Annotated in this window: 33 protein-coding genes; 24 read left to right on the top strand and 9 right to left on the bottom strand. The window is 51.5% G+C overall.

What is annotated here, in order from left to right; translation table 11 throughout:
- Positions 1-27 precede the first annotated feature (27 nt).
- The 9 genes from JJD66_RS16450 (at position 28) to JJD66_RS16410 (ending at position 2,646) form a co-directional block, all read left to right on the top strand.
- Positions 28-255, top strand: coding sequence for a hypothetical protein (locus tag JJD66_RS16450; protein ID WP_146133231.1), 228 nt, complete (start codon positions 28-30; stop codon positions 253-255).
- Between the two features lie 42 nt (positions 256-297).
- Positions 298-618: a hypothetical protein gene (locus tag JJD66_RS16445; protein ID WP_106116924.1), complete on the top strand. Its 321-nt coding sequence runs from the start codon at positions 298-300 to the stop codon at positions 616-618.
- Positions 619-714: 96 nt separating this feature from the next.
- A complete protein-coding gene (locus tag JJD66_RS16440) occupies positions 715-909 on the top strand; it encodes a hypothetical protein (RefSeq protein WP_106116925.1) in 195 nt (64 codons plus the stop codon).
- Between the two features lie 82 nt (positions 910-991).
- Positions 992-1,180: a hypothetical protein gene (locus JJD66_RS16435; protein WP_106116926.1), complete on the top strand. Its 189-nt coding sequence runs from the start codon at positions 992-994 to the stop codon at positions 1,178-1,180.
- A gap of 25 nt (positions 1,181-1,205) precedes the next feature.
- Positions 1,206-1,505, top strand: a complete 300-nt coding sequence (locus tag JJD66_RS16430; RefSeq protein ID WP_106116927.1) for a hypothetical protein — start codon at positions 1,206-1,208, stop codon at positions 1,503-1,505.
- A gap of 89 nt (positions 1,506-1,594) precedes the next feature.
- Positions 1,595-1,786 carry a hypothetical protein gene (locus JJD66_RS16425; RefSeq protein ID WP_234452248.1) on the top strand — a complete coding sequence of 64 codons (192 nt, stop codon included), beginning with the start codon at positions 1,595-1,597 and terminating at the stop codon, positions 1,784-1,786.
- 21 nt (positions 1,787-1,807) lie between these two features.
- Entirely contained in the window at positions 1,808-2,026 is a 219-nt protein-coding gene (locus tag JJD66_RS28295; protein WP_004666701.1) for a TrfB-related DNA-binding protein, read from the top strand.
- A gap of 76 nt (positions 2,027-2,102) precedes the next feature.
- Positions 2,103-2,288 carry a hypothetical protein gene (locus JJD66_RS16415; RefSeq protein ID WP_106116929.1) on the top strand — a complete coding sequence of 62 codons (186 nt, stop codon included), beginning with the start codon at positions 2,103-2,105 and terminating at the stop codon, positions 2,286-2,288.
- Positions 2,289-2,349: 61 nt separating this feature from the next.
- Positions 2,350-2,646, top strand: coding sequence for a hypothetical protein (locus tag JJD66_RS16410; RefSeq protein ID WP_004666699.1), 297 nt, complete (start codon positions 2,350-2,352; stop codon positions 2,644-2,646).
- A 14-nt stretch (positions 2,647-2,660) separates the two neighbouring features.
- Here JJD66_RS16410 and JJD66_RS16405 read toward each other — a convergent pair whose 3' ends face one another.
- The 7 genes from JJD66_RS16405 to JJD66_RS16375 all read right to left on the bottom strand — a co-directional run bounded on the left by JJD66_RS16405 (position 2,661) and on the right by JJD66_RS16375 (position 6,915).
- Positions 2,661-3,620, bottom strand: coding sequence for a tyrosine-type recombinase/integrase (locus tag JJD66_RS16405; protein WP_106116930.1), 960 nt, complete (start codon positions 3,618-3,620; stop codon positions 2,661-2,663).
- Positions 3,617-4,168: a GNAT family N-acetyltransferase gene (locus JJD66_RS16400; protein ID WP_071667625.1), complete on the bottom strand. Its 552-nt coding sequence runs from the start codon at positions 4,166-4,168 to the stop codon at positions 3,617-3,619. The genes JJD66_RS16405 and JJD66_RS16400 overlap by 4 nt, the downstream gene beginning before the upstream one ends.
- Before the next feature lie 98 nt (positions 4,169-4,266).
- On the bottom strand, positions 4,267-4,485 hold the full coding sequence (locus JJD66_RS16395; protein WP_106116931.1) for a hypothetical protein: 219 nt from the start codon (positions 4,483-4,485) through the stop codon (positions 4,267-4,269).
- 68 nt (positions 4,486-4,553) lie between these two features.
- A complete protein-coding gene (locus JJD66_RS16390) occupies positions 4,554-5,054 on the bottom strand; it encodes a hypothetical protein (protein WP_106116932.1) in 501 nt (166 codons plus the stop codon).
- A gap of 98 nt (positions 5,055-5,152) precedes the next feature.
- Complete coding sequence (locus JJD66_RS16385; RefSeq protein WP_106116933.1) at positions 5,153-5,791, bottom strand: hypothetical protein; 639 nt, start codon at positions 5,789-5,791, stop codon at positions 5,153-5,155.
- The gene (locus tag JJD66_RS16380) at positions 5,784-6,485 is read right to left on the bottom strand and encodes a nucleotide-binding protein (protein ID WP_200648567.1); all 702 of its coding nucleotides are present in this window, start codon (positions 6,483-6,485) and stop codon (positions 5,784-5,786) included. The genes JJD66_RS16385 and JJD66_RS16380 overlap by 8 nt, the downstream gene beginning before the upstream one ends.
- Positions 6,475-6,915 carry a hypothetical protein gene (locus JJD66_RS16375; protein WP_106116935.1) on the bottom strand — a complete coding sequence of 147 codons (441 nt, stop codon included), beginning with the start codon at positions 6,913-6,915 and terminating at the stop codon, positions 6,475-6,477. The genes JJD66_RS16380 and JJD66_RS16375 overlap by 11 nt, the downstream gene beginning before the upstream one ends.
- 242 nt (positions 6,916-7,157) lie before the next feature.
- Here JJD66_RS16375 and mobA point away from each other — a divergent pair, with 242 nt between their 5' ends.
- The 6 genes from mobA (at position 7,158) to icmT (ending at position 12,521) form a co-directional block, all read left to right on the top strand.
- Positions 7,158-7,463: a plasmid mobilization protein MobA gene (gene mobA / locus JJD66_RS16370; protein WP_106116936.1), complete on the top strand. Its 306-nt coding sequence runs from the start codon at positions 7,158-7,160 to the stop codon at positions 7,461-7,463.
- Positions 7,460-9,670 carry a TraI/MobA(P) family conjugative relaxase gene (gene traI / locus JJD66_RS28325; protein ID WP_309578211.1) on the top strand — a complete coding sequence of 737 codons (2,211 nt, stop codon included), beginning with the start codon at positions 7,460-7,462 and terminating at the stop codon, positions 9,668-9,670. The genes mobA and traI overlap by 4 nt, the downstream gene beginning before the upstream one ends.
- 62 nt (positions 9,671-9,732) lie before the next feature.
- A complete protein-coding gene (locus JJD66_RS16350; protein WP_106116938.1) occupies positions 9,733-10,191 on the top strand; it encodes a DotD/TraH family lipoprotein in 459 nt (152 codons plus the stop codon).
- Positions 10,192-10,205: 14 nt separating this feature from the next.
- On the top strand, positions 10,206-11,090 hold the full coding sequence (locus tag JJD66_RS16345) for a type IV secretory system conjugative DNA transfer family protein (RefSeq protein WP_200648565.1): 885 nt from the start codon (positions 10,206-10,208) through the stop codon (positions 11,088-11,090).
- Entirely contained in the window at positions 11,087-12,256 is a 1,170-nt protein-coding gene (traJ, locus tag JJD66_RS16340; RefSeq protein WP_106116939.1) for a plasmid transfer ATPase TraJ, read from the top strand. The genes JJD66_RS16345 and traJ overlap by 4 nt, the downstream gene beginning before the upstream one ends.
- 4 nt (positions 12,257-12,260) lie before the next feature.
- Entirely contained in the window at positions 12,261-12,521 is a 261-nt protein-coding gene (gene icmT, locus JJD66_RS16335) for an IcmT/TraK family protein (RefSeq protein ID WP_004666780.1), read from the top strand.
- Between the two features lie 51 nt (positions 12,522-12,572).
- Here the strand turns inward: icmT and JJD66_RS16330 are convergent, their stop codons facing one another.
- Together JJD66_RS16330 and JJD66_RS16325 are read right to left on the bottom strand one after the other, a co-directional pair.
- The gene (locus JJD66_RS16330; RefSeq protein ID WP_200648564.1) at positions 12,573-13,271 is read right to left on the bottom strand and encodes a hypothetical protein; all 699 of its coding nucleotides are present in this window, start codon (positions 13,269-13,271) and stop codon (positions 12,573-12,575) included.
- Complete coding sequence (locus tag JJD66_RS16325; protein ID WP_004666778.1) at positions 13,258-13,791, bottom strand: hypothetical protein; 534 nt, start codon at positions 13,789-13,791, stop codon at positions 13,258-13,260. Before JJD66_RS16325 ends, JJD66_RS16330 begins: the two co-directional genes overlap by 14 nt.
- A 214-nt stretch (positions 13,792-14,005) precedes the next feature.
- Here JJD66_RS16325 and JJD66_RS16320 point away from each other — a divergent pair, with 214 nt between their 5' ends.
- The 9 genes from JJD66_RS16320 to JJD66_RS16280 all read left to right on the top strand — a co-directional run bounded on the left by JJD66_RS16320 (position 14,006) and on the right by JJD66_RS16280 (position 20,778).
- The gene (locus tag JJD66_RS16320) at positions 14,006-17,035 is read left to right on the top strand and encodes an LPD7 domain-containing protein (protein WP_200648563.1); all 3,030 of its coding nucleotides are present in this window, start codon (positions 14,006-14,008) and stop codon (positions 17,033-17,035) included.
- A gap of 35 nt (positions 17,036-17,070) precedes the next feature.
- Positions 17,071-17,580: a hypothetical protein gene (locus tag JJD66_RS16315; RefSeq protein WP_004666776.1), complete on the top strand. Its 510-nt coding sequence runs from the start codon at positions 17,071-17,073 to the stop codon at positions 17,578-17,580.
- A gap of 20 nt (positions 17,581-17,600) precedes the next feature.
- Positions 17,601-17,846 (top strand): hypothetical protein, encoded by a 246-nt coding sequence (locus JJD66_RS16310; protein WP_146133232.1) that lies wholly within the window; start codon positions 17,601-17,603, stop codon positions 17,844-17,846.
- A gap of 4 nt (positions 17,847-17,850) precedes the next feature.
- On the top strand, positions 17,851-18,396 hold the full coding sequence (locus JJD66_RS16305; protein ID WP_106116942.1) for a hypothetical protein: 546 nt from the start codon (positions 17,851-17,853) through the stop codon (positions 18,394-18,396).
- 148 nt (positions 18,397-18,544) lie between these two features.
- The gene (locus tag JJD66_RS16300; protein WP_106116943.1) at positions 18,545-18,838 is read left to right on the top strand and encodes a DUF5440 family protein; all 294 of its coding nucleotides are present in this window, start codon (positions 18,545-18,547) and stop codon (positions 18,836-18,838) included.
- A gap of 259 nt (positions 18,839-19,097) precedes the next feature.
- A complete protein-coding gene (locus tag JJD66_RS16295; RefSeq protein WP_106116945.1) occupies positions 19,098-19,520 on the top strand; it encodes a hypothetical protein in 423 nt (140 codons plus the stop codon).
- 14 nt (positions 19,521-19,534) lie between these two features.
- Positions 19,535-19,981, top strand: coding sequence for a hypothetical protein (locus JJD66_RS28090; RefSeq protein WP_106116946.1), 447 nt, complete (start codon positions 19,535-19,537; stop codon positions 19,979-19,981).
- A 27-nt stretch (positions 19,982-20,008) separates the two neighbouring features.
- On the top strand, positions 20,009-20,269 hold the full coding sequence (locus JJD66_RS16285) for a hypothetical protein (RefSeq protein WP_106116947.1): 261 nt from the start codon (positions 20,009-20,011) through the stop codon (positions 20,267-20,269).
- Between the two features lie 11 nt (positions 20,270-20,280).
- On the top strand, positions 20,281-20,778 hold the full coding sequence (locus JJD66_RS16280) for a hypothetical protein (protein ID WP_106116948.1): 498 nt from the start codon (positions 20,281-20,283) through the stop codon (positions 20,776-20,778).
- Positions 20,779-20,848 lie beyond the last annotated feature (70 nt).

Below are 20,848 nucleotides of genomic sequence, written 5' to 3'. Positions count from 1 at the left end.
TTGAACAAACCAATGAGGAGTGTCTTTATGAGTATCCCGCAAGCCATATTCGAAATGCCGGCAACGTGGACCGGAATGGTTCAGATCCGTGGCTGCACAAGTGACGAAAATGGCGTTGAAGAGTCGGTCGACTGTGAAGCTGAATTCTTTGGAGTATATGCACAGACCGCTGAGGGACTGCACATGTGGGTTGAGGATTGCGACACCAGAGATCAGGCGAATGACCTCGCCAAGTATCTAAAGTCGACAATTTGAAACAATGGCCCGGTCATCCGGGCCTTCAACCCGAGGTGAATCATGATCCTTACAAACGAACGCTCCAAAGACAACGAAGACATAGGTGTGCTGTTTCATGCACTCATAAGGTACGTGGAGTTTAATGCAGAGAAGCTGGATCGATCCCTTGTATCTGTAGGGTATGGCAACCTCTTAGATCTGGCCAACACAGCGGCTGAGAGCTTAGCGCAGCACTGCTTTGACGAGGGCGAGGACTGGGACGGAGTGGTATGGTTCGAGCGGCTTGAAGACTCCAGCAGTGAAGGCCTCGCAGCGTCCCTATTGAATTGCATGACTGACACCACGACTGTGGTGCAAAAATGGCTACGGACGTTAAGTTAAACCCTCATGGCCAGTGCGCTGGCCCTGTCGAAAGGTTTCTTTCATACAGACGGTTTTCGACAGTAATCATTTCAATGATAGAGATTGGATCTGAACATGAGTGAAGCAGCTACCCAGCGCTTGTCCCCAGTAGAGTTCAAAGCCCTGTTTAGACAGCGCGGATGGACCGGAAAAACCCTTGCTTTGCGGTGGGAAGTATCAGAAGCCTGGATCAGCAAAATCCTGAAAAATCCGGATAGAGCACCCCATTGGGATGATGCTGTACGCGGCCTTCCAGATGCAGAAAATTGAACTATAGTTAATAAATTGCTTGCAGTGAAATTAACTATAGTTCAAAATAGCCTCACTGAAACGGAAAAGTGAGGCCAAAGAAATGAACTACACCGCCACCTATAAAGCCCCTTTAGGGGCCGGTAAAACGGTCTACGGATTTGAGGTTGAAGTGATTGATCTACGTACGGATGTTCGTAGCTGGATCTGCATTGATGCCAACACTAAAGCCAGCGCTGGTAAGAAAGCTCGGTTGCTTGGTTACTCTGTTTGCTCGATGAATTTCCTCTAACAAACTATTCAAGGAATTGAAAACCATGAAGTACCAAGTCCTTTTCGCAGCACTATTGATCGCTACCGCGCAAGCTGCTCATGCACAAGCTCCAAACGAGAGCACGCCAGCGTCGACCGCTGCCTCCTTCGCTTCCCAGTTCTACGGTGTCGATGCTTCTGTAGTAGACGTGACAATCACCAAGCAGGATTTGTACACAGCTACAGCAACTACCAAAGCCCCAGGGCAAGCTGCCTGCTCGTTTGAGCTGGCAGTGGTACCTGACGGAGCGAACACCAACTGGGCGCTCGGCAGTTGGGCCTGTGACAAGCAGCCAGCTTCTTAACCACATACAGCAAGGGCAGGGCCGGGATTAATAGTCGCCGGTCCTTCTCGACGATTGCAGCGAAGGTGTGTTCAAAGATGGAGAAGGCGATGAATAATTATTCCGAATGGGAAACGGCTGTTGTCCAGCAGCTCGCTGAATCAATGGAGATCAGCTATTCAGACGCATCAGGCGTGGTGGACGCTCAGGCTTTTTACATACAGCAATCCTGGGCAAAAGGATTAGATGCAACTGAAACTGCCCGCAAGGTGCTCACAGCAGCATCCAGCGCGCTTGAGTGACATTGTTCGGAGAATTATTTAATGGTGATGAAGGGGAGCCAGTACGACGTGCTGGTGAAGCTCATGCGCGGTAATCCAGAGAGTGCCGCAAACCGTGCTGCAAGGCGCGTTTTAGTTGACGGTATAGCTCAGGCGGATGCAATGCGTGAAACGGGCGCAACACGCTCAACGGTGGGTGACGCCGTAGTGCGATATCGCGATGCGTATCAGGAAATCTGTGAGGTTTTCGAAGTTAAATAAAGCTGGAAATGTGTTTGTCTGTACGCCTCTATAGGCGTATAATTGCCTTGTCTAAACGGATCATCGAGGGCGTCAAATGCAGAGCTATCAAGTGACAATTAACCTAAATGAAGGCGGAACGAAGCCAGTGGTTTTTGTAGCGGACAATGCCGAACATGCCAAGCTCCGCGCTTCATTTGTTTATTTTGAAGAAGGTGAGATTGGTGATGCTGAGCTGATGGATGAGGAAAAGTGGACCAGTTTTAAGAACTTAAAAAAATAACTGATAACTCACTCGCTGCCCGGTTCGCCGGGCCACTCCACCATCTCAAGGAAAACTAGCTATGAACCTATCACCTAACTATCTGACCTTTGATGCGATGTATTCGGCTTACTCCACCGTGCTCCAAAGCCAACCGGGCAAGGCGCTACGTCTGCCTGACGGCGGGGCCGTCTTCCTCGAAGATGGTGAAGTCTACGCCGTGACATTGAACGATGCTGGTGAAATAGAAATGGAAACTGCAGGGTGTATTAGCCCTGTCGCATGGGACGATGATCGCGGTTGCTGGGACTGCGACGAAAGTGCTGAAGTTTGCGTTTCGGCGGTTAACTTCCCAGTTTTTGTCAACCTCCCAGCCTGACTATGTGTTCGTACTCAATACTTAACCTTATACGTAGGTGAATCCTCCGGTCGCTGTCCGCGCCGATCGTACAGTCTCGTGGTGCTGATGTTTGCATGGCCAAGCCACATTTGGACTTTTGCAATATCGGCATCATGGTCCAACGCGTTTGTCGCGGCCGTAGCCCGCAACCCATGCACGCCCAAGCCGTCGACCTCGATGCCAGCAACACGCGCCCAGTGCGCCACCACCGTATATAGCCCATTCGCTGTAACTCCCGCGCCGGTAGTTTTGCCCCGGACGGATCTGAATAGCGGTCCCGACGATGTATCCCGGACACTATCGCGCTCCAGATACGCATAGATCCGCTCAGCAGCTACTGGGTGGAGTGGTAGGAAGCGAATTTTCTTTCCCTTTCCATGCACCCGAAGATGCTTTATGCCTCGGCGTTCCACCAGGTCACTCATTGTCAGTCTTGCTGCCTCTTCCCGTCGGAGCCCGTGATACAGCAATACGGCCAAGATCGCCCGATCCCTCACTCCCTTCACTGTTTCTGTATCAGGAGCGTCCAGCAACCTTTTAGCCTGGTCGTCGCCGAGTGCCGGTGTTTTCCCTTCGTTGGTTTCGATCTTGGGTCGCTTGACCCCATGCACAGGGTTCCCACCGGCAACGGCATTGTTCTCCAGGAGATGATCGAACAGGCTGGCCAGCGCGGCCAGTTTGCGCCGGATCGTGGCCCCGGCCAGGCCCCGGGATTCCAGCTGGGCACGCCATGCCAGCACATGTGCGCGAGTAACAGCACGAAATTCATCGGCGCCGGTGAGGCCGACAAAGCTGCAGAAGTCCTCCAGGTCATTCTGATAGGCACGTCGGGTACGTGGGTTGTCGATATTGGCAAACCACTCGACTGCAGCTGGCACACTGGCCAACTGCTGGAACTCAGCGGAAGTCAGTCGACGTTCACCGGCGCCGCCCGAACTGACGAGCTCGCTCATAACTTCTGCCTCGCTATGAACCCAGCCTCGATCTCGGGCCAATCCGGCGAGGCCATCATCTCGCGGATCTGCCGCTCGTGTGCCAGCTCGGGCACCAGATGCTGCCAGCGCTGTTTGGCGGCATCAAGCTCAGTGTCAGTGCGCAGTTGATCTTCTATCAGCGCACCGGCTGCCAAGAACCGCTGACGAGCCAGGCTCCAGAATCCGTTAGAGGCGCCGTACTGGTAAAGCGGCACGATGGGCACCTGGTGCTTAAGCCAAAGGCACCAAAGCACCCCCAAGCCAAACCCTTGGCGCTGATGCTGCAGCTCGATGTCAATCTTGTTGATGTACACGCGGTCATCCAGCGGATTGATGCCGTAGCTGACATATCCGACGCGCTGGCCACCGACCTCGATGTCATCCACAAAGTCGGTACCGGGAAACACAAAGTTGCCGCGATGGGATTCCTGCCGTCGATTCACCAGGTGAACGCGGGAGGCTTGTTCATTCAGAATTTTGGCTTGGCGTCTATGGAAATAGTCGCGGATGGGGTCAAAAAGTGCCATGCGCCCTTCTGCCTTTAAAAGTGGTGATAACGTATTTTATCACCATAAATAGGGAAAGGTTCAGATCAGCTTTCGAGACTGGCGTCTAGCTGAGATTTTTATGATTTTGCGTGTACGTATTCAGGAAACGCTTCTTCAAATTCTGGATCTCCAAGCGCGATACGTGTCATTGCCACCACGGCAATCGTCCCTTTGATCTCGCCGGTCGAGGCGTCGTGTTTCAGGCGAACTTCTGCTGGGGAACTGCTAAATGCCCAGGCTTCTACGTAGGCTATGTAGGCAAGTGAGGTGTCGGCAGTCAGGTCATCGTGGCCCATAAACCCTCTCGGAATCGGCAGGTAAACGCTACAGGCTAGGATCGGATATGCCTGCACCTTCGGACAGGTTACAGGCCATGAATTTCATCGTTCATAAAGCAGATTAAATCACTACCCAGTTGCCTTAGGAGTCGTGCTTTTGATGCAGCACTGGGGACAGCTTTGTAAAACGAAAACTCATGTTCAGACGAGTATTGACGAATAATCAAATGGGTTTTTACCAAGCGCTTTAACTGACGTAAGCGCGTGACTTCATCAACCATTTGACTTATTGCTGCAACGAACCACTCATCAGGATCGGCTGGTTCTGTACAGACTTGACCAGCGAGGCTCGGCGTCAGTTGGTAACCTTTCGATTTAAGGCTGCTCACGAGAGCGACTTGTTTATCAATAGCTACATCACAAGCTGTAACAGCACCATTACCAGTGTTGCTGACTGTGCCTATTTTCTTGTTATCGCAGTAGACTTTGCATGACCAAGCAAGCCCGTTACTAGTCTCCTCTTCACTGTATCCTTTCAATGTAAGCGCAACTGCCCTGAATGCCTTTATGTTCTCATACCCTTTCATAGTCACCTCCGTGGACATCGGCGTCCATTATATCTTTTTATTTCCGTATTGTAGGCATTATACGGAATGCGGGGGCTAAATAAAAAGCCCCCGTTGCCCTAAATGATCGTGTGTATGCAAAAAATTGACAGTACCACCATCATTATCAAGCTGATAATAATAGGTTTGTTGATGCGCACCTGCCGATTGCTTGCAAGTGTTACGATAACCACTGCAGAACTGATTAGTGGTACCAGCCATCCAACAGGAGCTTTCATCAATATCGAAATAACTATCTCAAGTGGATTGCTTGACCGATGAGTTGAAGCCCAGAAAGGCATATTGCCGCTGCCAAGAACAACTCCAGCAGTTAGGCACAGCGCTCCGAATGCAATTAATCCAACACACACCCAACCCCAGGCTTGCCAACGGGCAGTGTCTGCTACTTTCGTAGCAACAAGTTGACTTGTTTGGGCAACAGCAGAAGACAGAGTGCTTAATGCTTTTTTACTCTCAGCATCAACTATTTCAGCAATCAGTTCACGTTGCTTTTCGATAACTACATCTACCTGGCCTGCAATCAGAGCCGGATACTTGCTATATAATGTGTCGTACGATTCCAAAGCCATCAGAATCATCCACATAGCATCATTATCACGTATGTTGAGTGCGTTTTTCACTCGGTATAATCGTTCGACTTCTTTGTCAGAAGGCTGACGACCGAGTAACGCTTTAAAACTACTTTCGATGTCATCCATCGATCACCTCACCAATCATTCGTGCAGCATCACGCCGCCACCTTGATAATTCGGCACGATTGCCGATAGGAAGTTCGGTCATTGCTTGTGAAACCGACAACCGTTTGCTGTAGAGATCATCACTAACCCTGTCCGCAAGATCTGGTAGCAAAAGAGATTTTCCACCTTCACTTTCAATCATTTCTCGTGTTTTAGAGAAATTGTAGAGTTCAAACTTCTGCTCGTTACCGAAGTATCCGTTTCGGATCACATGAACCTTCGTACCAGGCAGAGCGTCTCGATACTCTTTTAGGAGTTCCAGGCTGTCCCTCTGACGATTGATCACCCATAGCGTTGTCAATTCACGGCCCAGCTCCACGAGTGTGCTATTCAGTGTCTCGCCATAGGCAACAACACCTTTGTTATTTCGCGCTGCTGTGTTGATCACTACGACATGATCTTTGAACTCATCGCAGGCGTTTACAAGATCAATCCAGCCATTTGCATCGTCAAGGTCAATCAGTCGAGTTTCAATTTGATCCTTGTACATCTTCCAAACGTCTGGATTGGATGTGTCCGATTCAATAAGCAGAACCTTCACACCTGCTTGTTCGAGCGCATCAACGAGGGCAATCGTAGTGAATGTTTTCCCTACACCGCCTTTACCCCCGCCAACGAAATAAATATCACCTTTTTTAGCTTCTTTAGATTTCATCAGTATCGTCCTTAGGTGTGAAACTACCTGGTGGAACCGGAGTTACTCCGGTTGAATTTTTCGTGCTGCTCGCTGGTTTGGATTCGACCCCAGGAACGGCTTTTTCAGATGCTTTTTTCTTGTCCCCACGGCTGGTGGTTGCTGATGATCGGCGCGGTTTATTGGTTGACCGAGTATTCGACTTCGCTGGAGAAACCTTCACCTTCGTGAGATAGCTTTTTAGCGTTGTAGGAGCGATCTCCAATCCACTTTCCCTGAGGATCTCTGTAATTTTCTCGATGCTGTACCCCCGAGACTGCAAGTCTCGAATAGACGAAGCCATCATCCTTATTGCTTCCAGATTTGAAATCTTTCGATCTGGATCTTCCACCTGAGGCATCTCCTCAAGCTTACCCCTGAGTATCTCAATCTGCGAAACGCTGATCGCCATTCGCCTTTCCTCGAAACGTGCATTTACCTCGATTGTATGGGCATCTCTTGCGCAGTCAAGGTCCGTACGATAGCCTGCATACGAAATGCGGTTTAGAATTTAGGACAAGGTAGGGTTTGTGCTACCGCCATAAATGGCGTGCTCACAACCGGCAGCGCTGCAGTCGTTTCACTCCCTTGCGCTGCCTACCTCCTTGCTCAGGGCTACGCCCCGAGACCCCTTGAACGCGTAAAGGCTTACGTATGAGTAATAGTGAAAATCGGCGGCGAACGAAATTTCTCCCCTCGGTAAGGTGTTTTGAGGAGGAGGAGGAGATCGTGAGGCAAAAAGCGTATGACTGCGGTTTGAGCGTGGGTGCATTCATGCTGTCAGCTGCTTTAGGTCGTCCTACGCGAAGCAAAATGGAGGGTCATATTCTTAACGAATTACGGCGCCTTGGAGGGCTTCAAAAACACCTGTTCAATGAAGGTGGTGGAAAGCTCTCACAGGAGTACGCGCAGGTACTGATAGAACTGAAAGCTGCGATTTCGAGGATCGGTTCTTCATGATCGCTAAGGTCCCTCCACGTAGATCGGATGGCAAGTCAAGTTTCGCCAAGCTTGTTGAATACGCCACTAAACGTGAAGACGAAAAAAAGGTACTTACTGATGAGCTCGATCCAAGCTACTCCAGAAGAGACAACACAATTCTTGAAGCTGCTAGAGCGCATCTCGAAAGAGCAGCTGATCATCTGCGAGCGTCTGGACGAATTAGTTCTCTTGATGCAGATGCCATCCGAAAACGTCTTGGAAGTGCTCGAAGGGCTCTTGATCCCAATGGGCGTCGACTTGTCGCGGATACATACGGACTTCCAAACCACACTGACGAGCCTCGTAGCAGAGACGCCGAAGGAGTAACGTCCGATGAAAATGAAAGAAGTCTTACCCTTGCTCGAAAGTATCTTGCAACAGCAGCAAGTCATCTCAGACAAGCTACTCGAACTGACCCTCACTTTGAGACACGAGCCCGAGCCCGTAGAGCCGCAATTACGTTTCATGCTGCAGCCGCTCACCGAGGAGTTGCAGCAGATGAGCGAGACGCTATTGCCGACCTCGAATTAGGCGCATTACTAGGCGACGCAGTTAACGTTACTTCCAGATCTGGCGTATCTTGCCAGCATAACTGTTTGAGCCTTGAAACCGCAGCTTCCGAAATGCGCGCCGTTGCCGATCAGAATGCGAGAGTCAAAGACCCCGTCTATCATGTCATTTTGAGCTGGCCTCCCGATGAATTTCCAACGGACGCTCAAGCTTTTGAATCAGGTTTACATGCTATGGAAGCAGTTGGCATGAGGGATCATCAGTACGTTTTTGCCATCCACCACGATACTGATTGTGTTCACCTACATATGACAGTCAATCGCGTCCATCCTGAATCTTTCAACGCTGTGTATCCAGATCGCGATTACTTCAAGTTAGATTACGCTATGCGTGAACTCGAAATGCGGTTTGGATGGAGGCACGTGAATGGTCCAAGTAAGGTTGTAGATAGCAATGGTCACCGTACGATTGAATGGAGCTCTAAGAAGCCTAAATTCCAGGGTAAAATACCTACTAAAGCCGCCGATATGGAGCGCCATGCTGATCAGGAAAGCCTTCACTCCTATGCGCGTGGGGAACCACGTAAGCAGATTGGTAAGCTTTTAAAATCTGAAAATCTTTCATGGCAAACACTCCATTCATGCTTAGCCAAATTTGGTTTAGGTATTCGACCTAAAGGTCGTGGTTTATCTATCTATGACTTCAAGGAAATGTCAGCGACAGGTATCAAGGCTAGCGATATGCACGAGCAATTGTCGTTGGCACGGCTTGTAAAACGCATTGGCGAATTTCAAGAACGTGCGCTACCTAAAGACTTTAATAGCAGCTCAACTTACGATAAGTACGCTGCACCTAAACGAGATCCTTTGGAGCGTCAAAATCGCCGAGAAGAACGTGCGCAGCTTCGTAAAGCGACACGGGCACGTTATGATGCCTACCGTGTTGCGTTTGTTACACGCCGAATTGATAAAGAGTGGGTAAAGCAACAGTTTATGATGATCCGCGATCAAGCCCGCCAACAACGGGCAGATATAAAAGCGCGAATCAATAATCCACTTGATCGTAAAGCATTCTACAGTATTCTTGCTTTTGAAACATTAAGGTCTCGTGAGGAACTCAAGACTAAAATCCAGTTGTTACGTCGCGAGTTAAGGAGTGATCCTTCGAATAAGAAACTTACATTCCGTGAGTGGGTAGAGCGGGAGGCTTCTAACGGCGATCCTGGTGCGATTAGTCAGTTACGTGGGTTTACTTATGGCGATAGACGCAAAGCAAATACGGGAGGTAACGCGATCATTTTTGCAGGGGATATTGATCCTACTTCAAGTTCAAATCTGTTTTCCGCTGGCACTGTCCGCCGTGATGGAGCCGTAGTTTTTCGTAGGGCTGAAGGAGATCCGGGTTTTGTGGATCACGGCGGTAAGGTTTCTTTCCCTGGAGGTCTCCTCGACGACGAGCTGCTCGCCCATGCACTTGATGACACACGCGCTCGGTGGGAGCGGCCTATTGAGATAAAAGGTACCCCCGAATTCGTTGACGCAGCTCTAAAGGCACTTATTGTGCGTGGTTACTCCGGTGATCTTGCCGATCCGACCTTGAACGCTCGACTCAAAGCCTTGGCTGACCAGCAGGCCTTGGCAAAGGCCAAGCCTATAAAACGCGGGCCACGTGCATAACAAACGTTGTTATGCTGTTTTCCGTATTGTAGTATTCATACGAAATCAACGGAGATAATCCTATGGACCTGAACCGATACCCGTTTGTCGCGTTGCTTGCTGCTGTCGCTCTGACAGGTTGTGCTTCCAAGCAGCCAGATGTCAGCGCGCAGGCTCTGATCGACCAGCAGATCCTTGAAGCTTCACAGAAAATTGAGGCTGCTCAGGTCGACCTGTATCAGGCTGGTGCTTTGAATAGCCGTGTTGTGATGCGCAATCCCAACACCAATCTGGACGACAAACAGTTCGTTACTATTAGCTGGCAGGGCGACGCTGTGCAGCTTCTCACAAAGCTCGCACAAGACCGCGGCGAGCGTTTTGAGTTTATGGGTTTACGCATGCCGTTGCCTGTGAACATCGACGTAAAGGGTGTGCAGTATCAGACGGTGCTTTCCATGTTGCGCGCGCAAATCGGGTACCGTGCCGTCATTACTGAGGCACCAGGTAAGCTGGTTCTGCAATACAACCGGCCCCAAGGCTGAATAGGGGGACTTCTATGAAACGGTTTATGTTCGCGGTTCTCCCTTTGGTGGTTTCCTTCGCCGCGCACGCTGCTGAGGAGCCAGTGCTCGATCCTTCGAGTAGCGATACAAAGTCCACTGTAGAAACGTCGCCTCCAGATCTGGACGCACTGCTCAATCCTCAATCCCAAGCGTCTACCAAAGTGACCGATATCCGCTCTCAACTGCTATCGGGCGTTGGCCATACAGTGGGCTTTCGCGGGGGAATGGCTGCTCGTGGTCACGAGCTGGTTGACGGGCTTAACAGTCGGGAGCCTGCCTTAGACGCTATGTACAAATTCGCCCCGATGATTGCCAAAAACGGGACGCTACCTCCGGTTATCGTTGAAGCTCGTGACCTGGCAGCATTTACCCCGGATCAGATCCGTACCGCTAATCGTGTATACAAGATTGAGCGTGAAGAACGCTTCGTCAGCGTCCCACCCACCTGGCGGGACTACCTTTACGTTGGATTACCAGTACGTCAGTCGGTGGAGCTCCCGGCCTTCGAAGCTCGACCGCAGGATGATGCTGAAGACCAGATCTGGAAAAAGGCAGTCCGTGAAGGTTGGGCGGATGGCTACAAGCAAGCGGACGCGATTCTTGAAGCGAATTTTCATCGCCTCACTCGCGATTACACCGGCATGCACCTTTATTCAACCCTGCTCCAAGCTGACATGATCACGACTACTCGTGTGGCTGAATCCCAGCAAACCGTAACTGGTGACGGCAAACAGCTGATGTTAGGCGACAAGCTGCGCAGGGTTACAGACAAGGCCAAATTCGTTACGGACCCTGGTAAGTGGCGTCCTAGCGTCAAGAAAGATTTGCCGAAGAAAGTACCTACGGTCACACCAGCTGCCCAGGATCCGGCGCAATGATTCACCCGCAATTTGAACCCTTTAATTTTGAGGGGGATCTCAGCCCACATAATTTCAAGAGGTTCTTAAAATTATGCTCGGATCGAAACGTATCAGATGTGTTGGTCCAGGGTGGCGACTACATCTGGGTTGAATTGCACGGGAGGCAGCTTCGGGGATCCGTTTCAACTGTGAAACAGGGTCAACTTTCAGTCCTGATTGCCTCTGTGTGGTCTCCTGAGATTGAGAGCCTGATCAAACAAGGCGACGAAGGTGTAGACCGCCCTCTTGAGATTACCGGTAGCGATATTGGTCTTGAGCGTGGGATGTCGCTGCGCTTTCGTACCAACTTTGTCCAAGCGCGTATTGCGAATCTGGATGAAGCGTTCTCGATCACTATGCGAGTGATTCCGGTCGACCTCCCCGATATTACCAAAATGGAGATCGAGCCTGACCTTTTTGAGGAGCTGTTTCCTGAAGAAGGGTTGGTCATCGTCTGTGGACCTACAGGTTCAGGGAAGACGACTTTGCTAGCGGGCACCTACGGGCACATCGGAATTAAGATGCCTGACCGCAAGGTCATCACGTTCGACGATCCAATTGAATTCGTGCTGGGTGGACCACACTGGAAAGGTCCACAGCCGGCCCAATCGCAAATCGGTCGTGACATCAAAGACTTTCCAAAGGCAATGCGGAATGCTGTTCGCCGTAAGCCCAGCATCATTGGTATCGGCGAGGCTCGGGACCGTGTTTCTATCGAAGCAATGGTTGAGGCCAGCCTGTCTGGTCATACGTGTTACGCCACAATGCACACGAAGTCTGTCGCAGAAACGATCAACCGGGCCATCCAAACCTACCCACCCGAGCAACAGTCTGGGATAGCGTCGCGTCTAGCTGGGGCTTTGCGGGTTATTATTGTACAACGGCTCCTTAAGACGACTGATGGGAAACGAACTGCTATTCGCGAGTACCTGGTCTTTGACCGTGAGTTCAGGTCGGATATGCAAAGTCTTCCTTACAACGAGTGGGCTCTGTTGATTCGTACCAAGCTTGAAGATGCCGAGGCCACTCTTGATGATAAGGCTTGGAAGCTGTTTCAGGACGGCAGGATCCTGCAGGATGAATTTGTCGGTGTTGCAGGCATGAAGGAATTCAGAAGGCGCTCGCTGAGCGCGCAGGAGAACTAGATATATGCCTTCGATTTGGAGAGCCGCATCTGAACCCTTGACTGCTTTGGGCATTCCGGTTTCGGCTTACTTGCCCTTGTTCGGTTGGATGTACTTTCCGAGCTGGCTGACGTTCTACGTGGCCGCGGGTGTAATCATCATGTTTGGGATTTTGGCCAAGCTGGGCTGGACCTTGAGCGTTTGCTGGAACAAGTTTCTTGGTTTTTTACGCGGAGGGGTCATCTATGCCAGGCCCTGGTGGTTCCGAAAGCGTTTTCGAGATTAAAAAAAACCGCCTAAGCAGGCGGTTTTTTTATCGTAGTTGCCTGGCAGTGATTCACCGGCTCCTCGGTCCCCTATCTTTCAGGGATGGTGAGGCTACTGCGGAGGTGGCTGAATCCACTTGGCTTGGATTCGGCGGTTCCAAGGTAATGCGGATACCAGGATTCAGCCGGCATGAAGCCTCCTTGATCGAATCCCAGTGAGAATGGGGGACGATCCCCACTGTCAGTGGCTTTTCGCTGATTGTTAATTTTGCTGGATAAGCGATCACTTTCATATGATCCCAGCCCGGGGCCTCAATGAGCGATGACACCAGATCCGGTCTTTGCTGCAAAAGCAAATGAGGCTTAGCCAGTTCCAGCTTACTTGGTGTGATCCCTTCTTTGGCCAGGCGTTCGTGTAGCACCGCCTGTAGGTCATCCATCATGCTCCTGGACATTCTCGCAAACGATATAAAATCGTGGTTTGGAATATCGTCAGGACGCATCATGTTGGGGTTCTGTTTTTGATCCAGTTCAACCAAAAAATCCACAACGGTGAACTGGAGTCTGTTTTTGTCCGCGTACGCACGTGCAGCCATAAAGCCATCTTGCTTGCTTTGATAACCGTACAGTGCTGGAAATGCACCCGAAATCGGTGCGTCAGTCGGCACGCCGCAATCCTTGAGGGCAATTGCCCTCGGGGCTGGCCCGGAATAAAAATATACGCTCGATAACTCAATAATATGTGAGTCTGGCTTATCAGTCGTGCTCACCTATGCCACCTTGTTTTGACCAACCCTGAATCAAGACCTTTTCAACCTTCTGGCGATCTCCTACGTTGCTCGCTACATCCTGCATCAAGCGTTTGCATTGCTTAGGAGTAAGCGCAAGTCTCTTGAGCGCTTCGATCCATCGCATCACCGGCCTACCTGGCTTGCCATCATGCAACATTAGACGATAAACCGAGGGTGGGGATCTTCCAATCAGAGTCGCGAAGGCGTCTCGATCTTGGGGGGAATCCTGTAACCCTAAAAACTCATAAAACTCCCTGATGTCCAGCGGTGGCTGAACAGGCGACGATGCAGGGTGTTGACGGTACAGATGCAGCAGCATTGCAATCACTGGATCACTGATTTGCTCTGCTGACTGCTCAGGATTCGTCAATTCCTCCCATTTGGCCTTCTGCAGACCAAAGGCATCCGCTGCCGCAACCTTGGTCAGACCATTTTCGATTCGCCATCTCTCCAAATCTGTCCCACAGATCGGGTGAATCTCATCAGTGTCGATAGACATTTGCTCCCCTCAAATGAAGCTGTAAAGCGCCTGCCTCGGCCTCTGTACACGGTTCTTCCAAATCCGTGCTATTTTGAATAATATACACAATACGAAATTTAAGCAGCCACGGTCCAGCCCGAAAGCGGTCAATGTGAAGCTCGCAACTTCACGCTTAGCTTGCGGAGTAACGGGCAAAGGACTCCCCACCACCTCCACAGAGGCAGGAGCGCCCATGAGCGTTGAATCAGAAGCTTTACTGCAAGAGTTTCGCCAAGCTGTGTACGAAAAACACAGCTCGCCACAAACGGCGATGGAATCCTCTCCGGATGGCGCCATTCGGCATCGTGCCGAGGCGTATCAGGCTTGGCTTCAGAGTAGCCAAGCTGACGGTGAAAGCTCCACAGTCCCAGATACCCTACTGCGGCACTGGGTCGTTGCTGACATCACGTCCTGGCGTTCAGTAGAACATAATTCCGCAGAAAATGCTGTCACCGCATTACATCGTAATGTTTTTGCATACGATACATATGCAAAATTGCTAAAGGAACTGCACCAAGAGGTCTATGACCAAATAATTTCGCGTTCTGAGGTAGCTGAAACGATTAATGGCTTCAGCAACGCAAGCGCGCCAGGAGCCGAACCGGCAAAAACCGATCCGAGTGTGATTCTCAGTGAGCTGCTCAAGGACATCACTTACCGGGAGCGTGCAGACGGAAGCGTCCTCTACCTTTTGAAGGAACAGCCGATTTTCGTCGATCACGGGCAACAGATCCTCATGGAGGCGAAGGCCCAAGATGACGAACTGGCCATTCTTGCGGCGCTACACATGGCAAAGCAAAAATTTGGCGGGTCTATCGAGTTGACCGGATCGGACGAGTTCAAACGTCGGGCTCTTGAGGTGATGATCAAGCACGATGTGCAGGTGGAGCTCAAGAATCCAGCACAAGAAGCTTTGCGCCGGGAGATGATGGGGTTGCCGCCTGTAGGGGACTCAGCTCCCGGACAGGATAATGCGCCGGCACCTGATCCAGCCGCCACTCAGAATCAGCCGTCTCAACCCCGACCATCAGCTTCGGCAAATCCCAATTCCGCAGCCGATGCCACTATCCCGGTTGCGACTGCAGCTGAGCCAGTGAACCACTACAAAGGTGAGCTACTGGAGTTTGGCTCCGCGCCTTACCAGTTCGATATGTCAAATAGCCGCAGTTTCTACGTCACCCTCAAAAACTCTGACGGTGAATCCAGGACCACTTGGGGTGTGGATCTGGAGCGAGTAATCGAAGAACTCGGCGTAGGTCGCGGCGATCAAGTCGAGCTGACTAACCTCGGTCGCAAGGACGTAACCATTGAGGTGCCTGTCCGGGACAAAGCAGGGCAAGTCCTTAGATACGAGGAACGTAAGACCCACCGCAATGAGTGGGGCATTGAAGTGACTGCAAAGGCACCCGCTGATGTGACCCCACCTGCCCCACTTGAGCCAGGCGAATCCGCAATTAAGGCTCATGATGCCAAGTGGCTGAATGATATGGGCGTGCCTGTCGAAGCATTTGAAACACATCCGAAAATGCTTGCGATGCGTGGTGAGGATCATGCTGTTCTTCTGCTTAATGGTGTCGAAACCACTGCTGAAGGCTTTGCCACAGTCGAAAGGCTGATGGCTCAGCAAACCTATAGAGCGGCCTTCATGGCTTCGTTTGAAGCCGAATTCGGACGATACAACAACCATTTCCAAAAGCAGCTTGCTGATTCTGAAGGGTACGCAGTTGCAAAGGAAATGCTCGCTGACGCTGAGAGCAAATATGGTCCGATCCCATTAGCCGTGATCGACTCCGAAGCGCACATTCAGGATGCCATGGCGAAAGGCGATATTGACGCCGTTATCGACGCTATCGATGCGTACGATCGCCAATACCTCGCGTCACTGGAAAGCCACCGTCAGACCGTTGAAGCTCAAAGCAATCAACAAGCTGCGAGTGGTGGCTTTGTCGAAGTGGGTGAACCGACTCCACAGCCCTCAGCAATAGACGAAAATTCCACCACTAGCGGTGAGCCGCCGCTCACTGATGAGCCGTTGCATTTCTTACATAACGGCCAGTCTGCCGAGATTGATTTGACCCGCTACGTCCAGCAGCCACCATCTCTGGAAGAAGATGGCCAGCCATCCAATGAATTAGTGGATCACTCGCTGAATTCAGCTTCGCCGCTGTACTTCACCCACAACGGTGAACCAGCTGAAATCGACCTGAGCCGTTTTGCCCAGTCCCCCGCTACAGACTTGTCGGTTGCGCCTGAAAGCCTCCCTCAACACGCCGCTGGTCCTGCAGGCTTGACTGAAAAATCTGGCATTCCCTTTTCAGAGCGAGATCTGCAATACGCGGCCAACCTGATTCCTGTTGAGGCCCATTCCTGGTGGGACGTGCAGCGAGTGGCCATTGAATCGTGGGGCAGATCTTTGGAGGAAATGGAGGCGGATCTCCAGGTCCTTGGGCCTGAGCCAAGGGTCGATCAAATCATCTGGTTCGACAAGGCTGGCCGTCAAATGCCTGCGCCTGTCGATGAGGTTGAGTGGCTTGCGAAGCAGGCTTTAACGGCTTCGCAAAACGATGAATCGAATGGTTTTGTCAGTGGTGACAACAACGAGTTGCGCGGGCGCGGCGCGGCGAGCTTGTTCCCAAGCGCAGATGGTGTGATTGAACTCAATCCAGAGGAGGCCGATATGGCACAGTCCGATTCCAATGCAGAGAAAGAACCCAAACTCATCCTTCGGGGTGTTACCAAGCTCGCTGATGACTCCTTCGACACAACGGTCCTGCTTTACCAGGGTAAAGGCGACTACCTGCAGGGTTTTGTGAAGGTCGATGGGATTAAGCACCAGGTGCTTGCGTTCATGAACGAACGCCATCCAGACCCATCAACCGGAGAAATCAAGCCAAACTTCATCACGCTTTCAGAGCCAAGCAAATCAGGCACTGATGATGATTCAAAATGGAACCAAATCGGCCACGGCAATGCCGTAAACCGCCGTGGCGACGGTAAAGAGGTTCACTTTGACGAGGTCCTGTTTAACGTCGGAGGTACCATTGTGAAGGCAAGGGAGACAAAACACGTCGACGAGTCGCTCCACCAAAAGTTGGGCTTTCTTGAGCCTCGCAAGGAGCGCGAGAAAGCAGCCGCTACCCCAAAAGATGAAGTGCCGGCCGCTGGACCCGTAAGCGACGCTACAGCCCCGGTACCATCCACTAAAAAACGAGTACGAGCTTAATGCTCGCCCGCTTCCTGGTTACGAGAGGACCTGTAATGAAACCACTCACTCGCACGCTACTGGTTGTGCTTCTTATGTGTTCCTCCATCGGCGTACAAGCAGCCACTTGCCGCAGCGGTGAAGCGGCAATGCGCGGTGGCGAAGCAGGTCTGTCTCGTGACCAGTCAGCGGCGGACTCTAACGAAACAGCTGAGAAAACCTCATCCGATATCTTGGGAAAATGCATTGGTGGTATCACCGGCATATTCGGCACGACTAGCTTCCCTGATCTCTCGGCAATCTGGCAGATGATCAAAGACAAGGTGTGCTCAATCGCTAGCTCGCAAGTACGCGGGGTAGTTTCCCAGGTCAACGGTGAAATCAATGGTGTCATGACTCAAGTGAACGGTGCCGTGACTGACACGATCAACCAAACCGGTGTCAACGACACGGGAATGGGCACTGTGATCAGCAGCGGTGACACGAATATCAGCGGTCCATCCGTGCAAAACACCAGAAGCTCCGGCTCAACGGACTCTGCGTTTTGGAATGACATCTGGAAGTAATAGCCATGGAGGTGGCCATCATGAAACAGATCGAGGAATTGGCAAACAAGCAGTTAGAAGCTGGGGGACTGATCTTGGCTCTCCCACCTAAAGTCATGCTCGATATTGAGCAATATCGGATTGCACGCAATGAAGCTCTGGCATGCAACGATGACAACAACCTTCCGCTCGTGGAGGAGCTGAGTCAGCGGTGGCAAACCGAAGCTATGAATTTGGCTCGTTGGTTGTCCGCTCAGTTCCCGGATGACGAGCGGACAGCGGAGTAGATTCATGAACCGACCTCAGACCACTGCCGATCTGCTAATAAAACACTCGTGGCCTGCTGGGCACACCATGGACGTGGCTTGTCCAAACTGCGCAGCTACGGTGGCCACGCAGATCAGTGTCGTTCGTGAAGACGACCTGCCGTTAAGGCCCGAAGACTGTGAGGACTGCAACGCCCAGTTCGAAGTTTACCCGGACGGGAAAACCGTTTTGGTATCAGCTCCCGCCTCAGGCCCGCTTAGTGATCGTGCACTGAAGGCAATCAAGTTTTTTGAAGCACTTACATTCGACCCTAACGGGGCCCGGGATTGGCCATTCACCACAGAGGTTGAGACTCTGCTGACAGTTGCTTGGCTACACGAGTTTGAGGACGGCACTCTACAGTTCTTAGATGCTGATCAGGAGCCGCCGCACGTCTACAGCCCGCGCCTGGATCCTGAAGCGCTGGAGCGATTTTGCGAAACGAACATCGATGCGTACCGAACTTTCCATGACAAGCACGGAGCTGCACTTGATCGTCGCGAGTCCGTGGCCATGTCTCCTTTTTGGTAATAGAGAAATCCGCTGCCACCAATGAGAGGAAATACCATGGATTTAGTTGCTCGCAGAGCCATCGAGAAAAGCATCATCATCGCATGGCCCGAAAGGGCGTTTGGCGGTATCAGGATGCGGGTTTCGCGTCTAACAAAGGATCAACCCAATGAGTGATAAAACCGAGCAGTTGCCGCAGCTTCCCCAGGGTTTGCGAACCGAGCTTCACGTTGTCAGCAATAAAGGAATGACCGGTAACAAATCGTGGGTTCTGCGCGACTTGAAGACGGATGAACTGTATGAGCTTACGCCCAGCACCATTGAGGGTTGGGACATTCCCGAGGGCCAGCTCGACGGCCCTGGCATCATCGTAACGATGGTGCCAGATTGCGTCACGCTGCAACTAAGCAATGGTCAGCTATATCGCGACCTCCCCCCGCCTGATGCACTGCGTTTGAAGTAATAGATCATGCAAAAGGTTAATGAGGAAGACGTTTTGAAAACTGAAAATCAGGCCGAAAACGATCAGAGGAAACACAATGTTTGGCCGTTTGCAGCTGGTTTCGCGATTGGTCTTCTTACCCCATTTGTTTTTCTAGACGCGCCCAGGTCGATTGGTCTGTTTTCGCTTTTGGTGGTTTGTCTCACCGGCGGGATGGTCATGGGTTGCGTGATGTCATTAATTAGCAACTTAGCCAACAGGACATAGGAAGGAAAAAGCCATGTCTGCAACCATTACACCGATCAAGCACGTCATTACGAATTGTTCTCGGTGCGATGCTTGGATCACTGACGGCCAATCGACCATGACCGTTACCGTAGCCAAAGAAACATGGTATGGGCTTCGCGGTGAAATGGCAGAGGTCGAGGTTGAAAATGCGAAGGTAGCTCTGCTGTTCTGCCGCCACTGCTCTTATCTGTACGACTTCACGCGGATTGCCGTTGGTCGAAGCCGAACGGAGGAAGATGAGGTAGTGATCGCTCTCGCAGAAGAAGCCGAAATTGAAGCTAGCCGTGATGCTGCGGCAAAGGAAATGCAAGTTTCGCCAGACAGATTGTCGGCAGAGCAAGTCCGTGGCTGGATGCTTGAGCAGCAGTACAAGGAGCTTGAAGCCGAGGGCTTTTTCGAGCACGTCAAAGGTTAAGGGAAAAAAGTGCCATGAGCGTTGACCAAGATAAAGTAGAAGGCTTCGAGCTGACTTTCAGTGTGCAGATTGACGACCACCGAATTCTTGAGCTGTTGGTCGACCAAGTGTTTGCCGGTGATTGCTTTTGGCAGGTCACGGACGCTGGTAGCCAGGTTCTGGATCGTTCTCAGGTTTACAAAAACCAGGCGCATTGCCTGCGAGACGGTCTGAATAAGGCGGACCATGAAACCCGGCATCGGGGAGAAGTACAAGGGACAGCAAGGTCCGTCGCAGTTGATTTGATTGAAGCAGCAGACAACGAGCTGGACGTGATGCGCCGAGAGGCAAACCGCTATCGGGTGTTGCGCGAACACTGGCTGCGGATCGACGACGGGACGATTGTACACCGTGCCGGGGGGTTGGATTTATGGTGCGACAATCTCCTTACAGCCGCCCAAGATTCAGCAGCAAAGAGTTAAGGGAATTAGCCCAGGAGGGCACCACTGATGAGCGATGTTGAAAAGTACGACCTGACCCATCACCTGGAGCAAGCTGTTCAGGAGCTGGACGCCAATTCGATTGAGCTGGCCAACAACATGGGCACAGCGACCCTCGATCAATTGCACGAAATTGTAGAGTTCGCGGAGCGGCTTAAAGAAGCTGCATACGTTGAAATGTATGGTCGCGAGCGGGAAGCGAACGGTGTGGATGCCCGCCACCTAATTCTGCCGCCAAAGGGCTATACCGGGTACCAGCAGAAAAGTTAAAGGGAACGAACATGACCATCATTAAGCACTCGACTAACCCAGCAATTTTCGTTGGTACTCCAGATGAATTTGGGCTTGCTGTGGAAGGTGATTTTAGCGCCGCTGGCCATTGGATCGCATCAGTGAATGGTCAAGAAACGGATCTGATGTGCTTGGATGCAGAACAGGCTATGAGGGAGGGTGAGCGTGTGTTCGAAGCAGAGGCCCGTAGCTTGGCTTACACAGCTGAGGCTGAAGCTGCGATGGCAGCTTCCCGCGTCGTACCAAACAGCGAGGAGCAAAAGGAAATCGAACTAATCCAGTCAAAATTGACGGTGTTGCGTGAGGCCATCGATGCGCTGGTAGACCAAGCGGGAACTGTGCAGGTCTGCTTAGACCCTGATGTTATCAGTCGATACAATCTGTCCGAGGCGCGGACGGACTTAGCTGAACGGTGCCGTGACGTGATACGGGCCACTGGCAACTTCGACCAACATTCTCGCACCCTGGCCCCTTACCAGGATATGTAGTCAGTAGGAGAGGAGCGATTACGTGTCTCCGTGCTGCCTTCCAGAATAAACCCCGCACCTATTGGTAACG

The sequence above is a fragment of the Pseudomonas sp. MF6751 genome (assembly GCF_016613265.1).
Lineage (GTDB): Bacteria > Pseudomonadota > Gammaproteobacteria > Pseudomonadales > Pseudomonadaceae > Aquipseudomonas > Aquipseudomonas fluorescens_BV.
This window is presented reverse-complemented; position numbering and strand designations above follow the sequence as displayed.

What these genes read in the sequence shown, in the direction of transcription:
- JJD66_RS16440 (WP_106116925.1), top strand. Translation starts at nt 715, where the DNA reads ATGAGTGAAGCAGCTACCCAGCGCTTGTCCCCAGTAGAGTTCAAAGCC.
- JJD66_RS16300 (WP_106116943.1), top strand. Translation starts at nt 18,545, where the DNA reads ATGAGTGATAAAACCGAGCAGTTGCCGCAGCTTCCCCAGGGTTTGCGA.
- JJD66_RS16445 (WP_106116924.1), top strand. Translation starts at nt 298, where the DNA reads ATGATCCTTACAAACGAACGCTCCAAAGACAACGAAGACATAGGTGTG.
- JJD66_RS16390 (WP_106116932.1), bottom strand. Translation starts at nt 5,054, where the DNA reads ATGAAAGGGTATGAGAACATAAAGGCATTCAGGGCAGTTGCGCTTACA.
- JJD66_RS16320 (WP_200648563.1), top strand. Translation starts at nt 14,006, where the DNA reads ATGAGCGTTGAATCAGAAGCTTTACTGCAAGAGTTTCGCCAAGCTGTG.
- JJD66_RS16280 (WP_106116948.1), top strand. Translation starts at nt 20,281, where the DNA reads ATGACCATCATTAAGCACTCGACTAACCCAGCAATTTTCGTTGGTACT.
- JJD66_RS16430 (WP_106116927.1), top strand. Translation starts at nt 1,206, where the DNA reads ATGAAGTACCAAGTCCTTTTCGCAGCACTATTGATCGCTACCGCGCAA.
- JJD66_RS16295 (WP_106116945.1), top strand. Translation starts at nt 19,098, where the DNA reads ATGTCTGCAACCATTACACCGATCAAGCACGTCATTACGAATTGTTCT.
- JJD66_RS28295 (WP_004666701.1), top strand. Translation starts at nt 1,808, where the DNA reads ATGGTGATGAAGGGGAGCCAGTACGACGTGCTGGTGAAGCTCATGCGC.
- JJD66_RS16395 (WP_106116931.1), bottom strand. Translation starts at nt 4,485, where the DNA reads ATGGGCCACGATGACCTGACTGCCGACACCTCACTTGCCTACATAGCC.
- JJD66_RS16415 (WP_106116929.1), top strand. Translation starts at nt 2,103, where the DNA reads ATGCAGAGCTATCAAGTGACAATTAACCTAAATGAAGGCGGAACGAAG.
- JJD66_RS16425 (WP_234452248.1), top strand. Translation starts at nt 1,595, where the DNA reads ATGAATAATTATTCCGAATGGGAAACGGCTGTTGTCCAGCAGCTCGCT.
- traJ (WP_106116939.1), top strand. Translation starts at nt 11,087, where the DNA reads ATGATTCACCCGCAATTTGAACCCTTTAATTTTGAGGGGGATCTCAGC.
- JJD66_RS16400 (WP_071667625.1), bottom strand. Translation starts at nt 4,168, where the DNA reads ATGGCACTTTTTGACCCCATCCGCGACTATTTCCATAGACGCCAAGCC.
- JJD66_RS16385 (WP_106116933.1), bottom strand. Translation starts at nt 5,791, where the DNA reads ATGGATGACATCGAAAGTAGTTTTAAAGCGTTACTCGGTCGTCAGCCT.
- JJD66_RS16325 (WP_004666778.1), bottom strand. Translation starts at nt 13,791, where the DNA reads ATGTCTATCGACACTGATGAGATTCACCCGATCTGTGGGACAGATTTG.
- JJD66_RS16410 (WP_004666699.1), top strand. Translation starts at nt 2,350, where the DNA reads ATGAACCTATCACCTAACTATCTGACCTTTGATGCGATGTATTCGGCT.
- JJD66_RS16345 (WP_200648565.1), top strand. Translation starts at nt 10,206, where the DNA reads ATGAAACGGTTTATGTTCGCGGTTCTCCCTTTGGTGGTTTCCTTCGCC.
- JJD66_RS16380 (WP_200648567.1), bottom strand. Translation starts at nt 6,485, where the DNA reads ATGAAATCTAAAGAAGCTAAAAAAGGTGATATTTATTTCGTTGGCGGG.
- JJD66_RS16435 (WP_106116926.1), top strand. Translation starts at nt 992, where the DNA reads ATGAACTACACCGCCACCTATAAAGCCCCTTTAGGGGCCGGTAAAACG.
- JJD66_RS16315 (WP_004666776.1), top strand. Translation starts at nt 17,071, where the DNA reads ATGAAACCACTCACTCGCACGCTACTGGTTGTGCTTCTTATGTGTTCC.
- JJD66_RS16375 (WP_106116935.1), bottom strand. Translation starts at nt 6,915, where the DNA reads ATGGCGATCAGCGTTTCGCAGATTGAGATACTCAGGGGTAAGCTTGAG.
- JJD66_RS16285 (WP_106116947.1), top strand. Translation starts at nt 20,009, where the DNA reads ATGAGCGATGTTGAAAAGTACGACCTGACCCATCACCTGGAGCAAGCT.
- JJD66_RS16450 (WP_146133231.1), top strand. Translation starts at nt 28, where the DNA reads ATGAGTATCCCGCAAGCCATATTCGAAATGCCGGCAACGTGGACCGGA.
- icmT (WP_004666780.1), top strand. Translation starts at nt 12,261, where the DNA reads ATGCCTTCGATTTGGAGAGCCGCATCTGAACCCTTGACTGCTTTGGGC.
- JJD66_RS16405 (WP_106116930.1), bottom strand. Translation starts at nt 3,620, where the DNA reads ATGAGCGAGCTCGTCAGTTCGGGCGGCGCCGGTGAACGTCGACTGACT.
- mobA (WP_106116936.1), top strand. Translation starts at nt 7,158, where the DNA reads ATGAGTAATAGTGAAAATCGGCGGCGAACGAAATTTCTCCCCTCGGTA.
- JJD66_RS16350 (WP_106116938.1), top strand. Translation starts at nt 9,733, where the DNA reads ATGGACCTGAACCGATACCCGTTTGTCGCGTTGCTTGCTGCTGTCGCT.
- JJD66_RS28090 (WP_106116946.1), top strand. Translation starts at nt 19,535, where the DNA reads ATGAGCGTTGACCAAGATAAAGTAGAAGGCTTCGAGCTGACTTTCAGT.
- traI (WP_309578211.1), top strand. Translation starts at nt 7,460, where the DNA reads ATGATCGCTAAGGTCCCTCCACGTAGATCGGATGGCAAGTCAAGTTTC.
- JJD66_RS16305 (WP_106116942.1), top strand. Translation starts at nt 17,851, where the DNA reads ATGAACCGACCTCAGACCACTGCCGATCTGCTAATAAAACACTCGTGG.
- JJD66_RS16310 (WP_146133232.1), top strand. Translation starts at nt 17,601, where the DNA reads ATGAAACAGATCGAGGAATTGGCAAACAAGCAGTTAGAAGCTGGGGGA.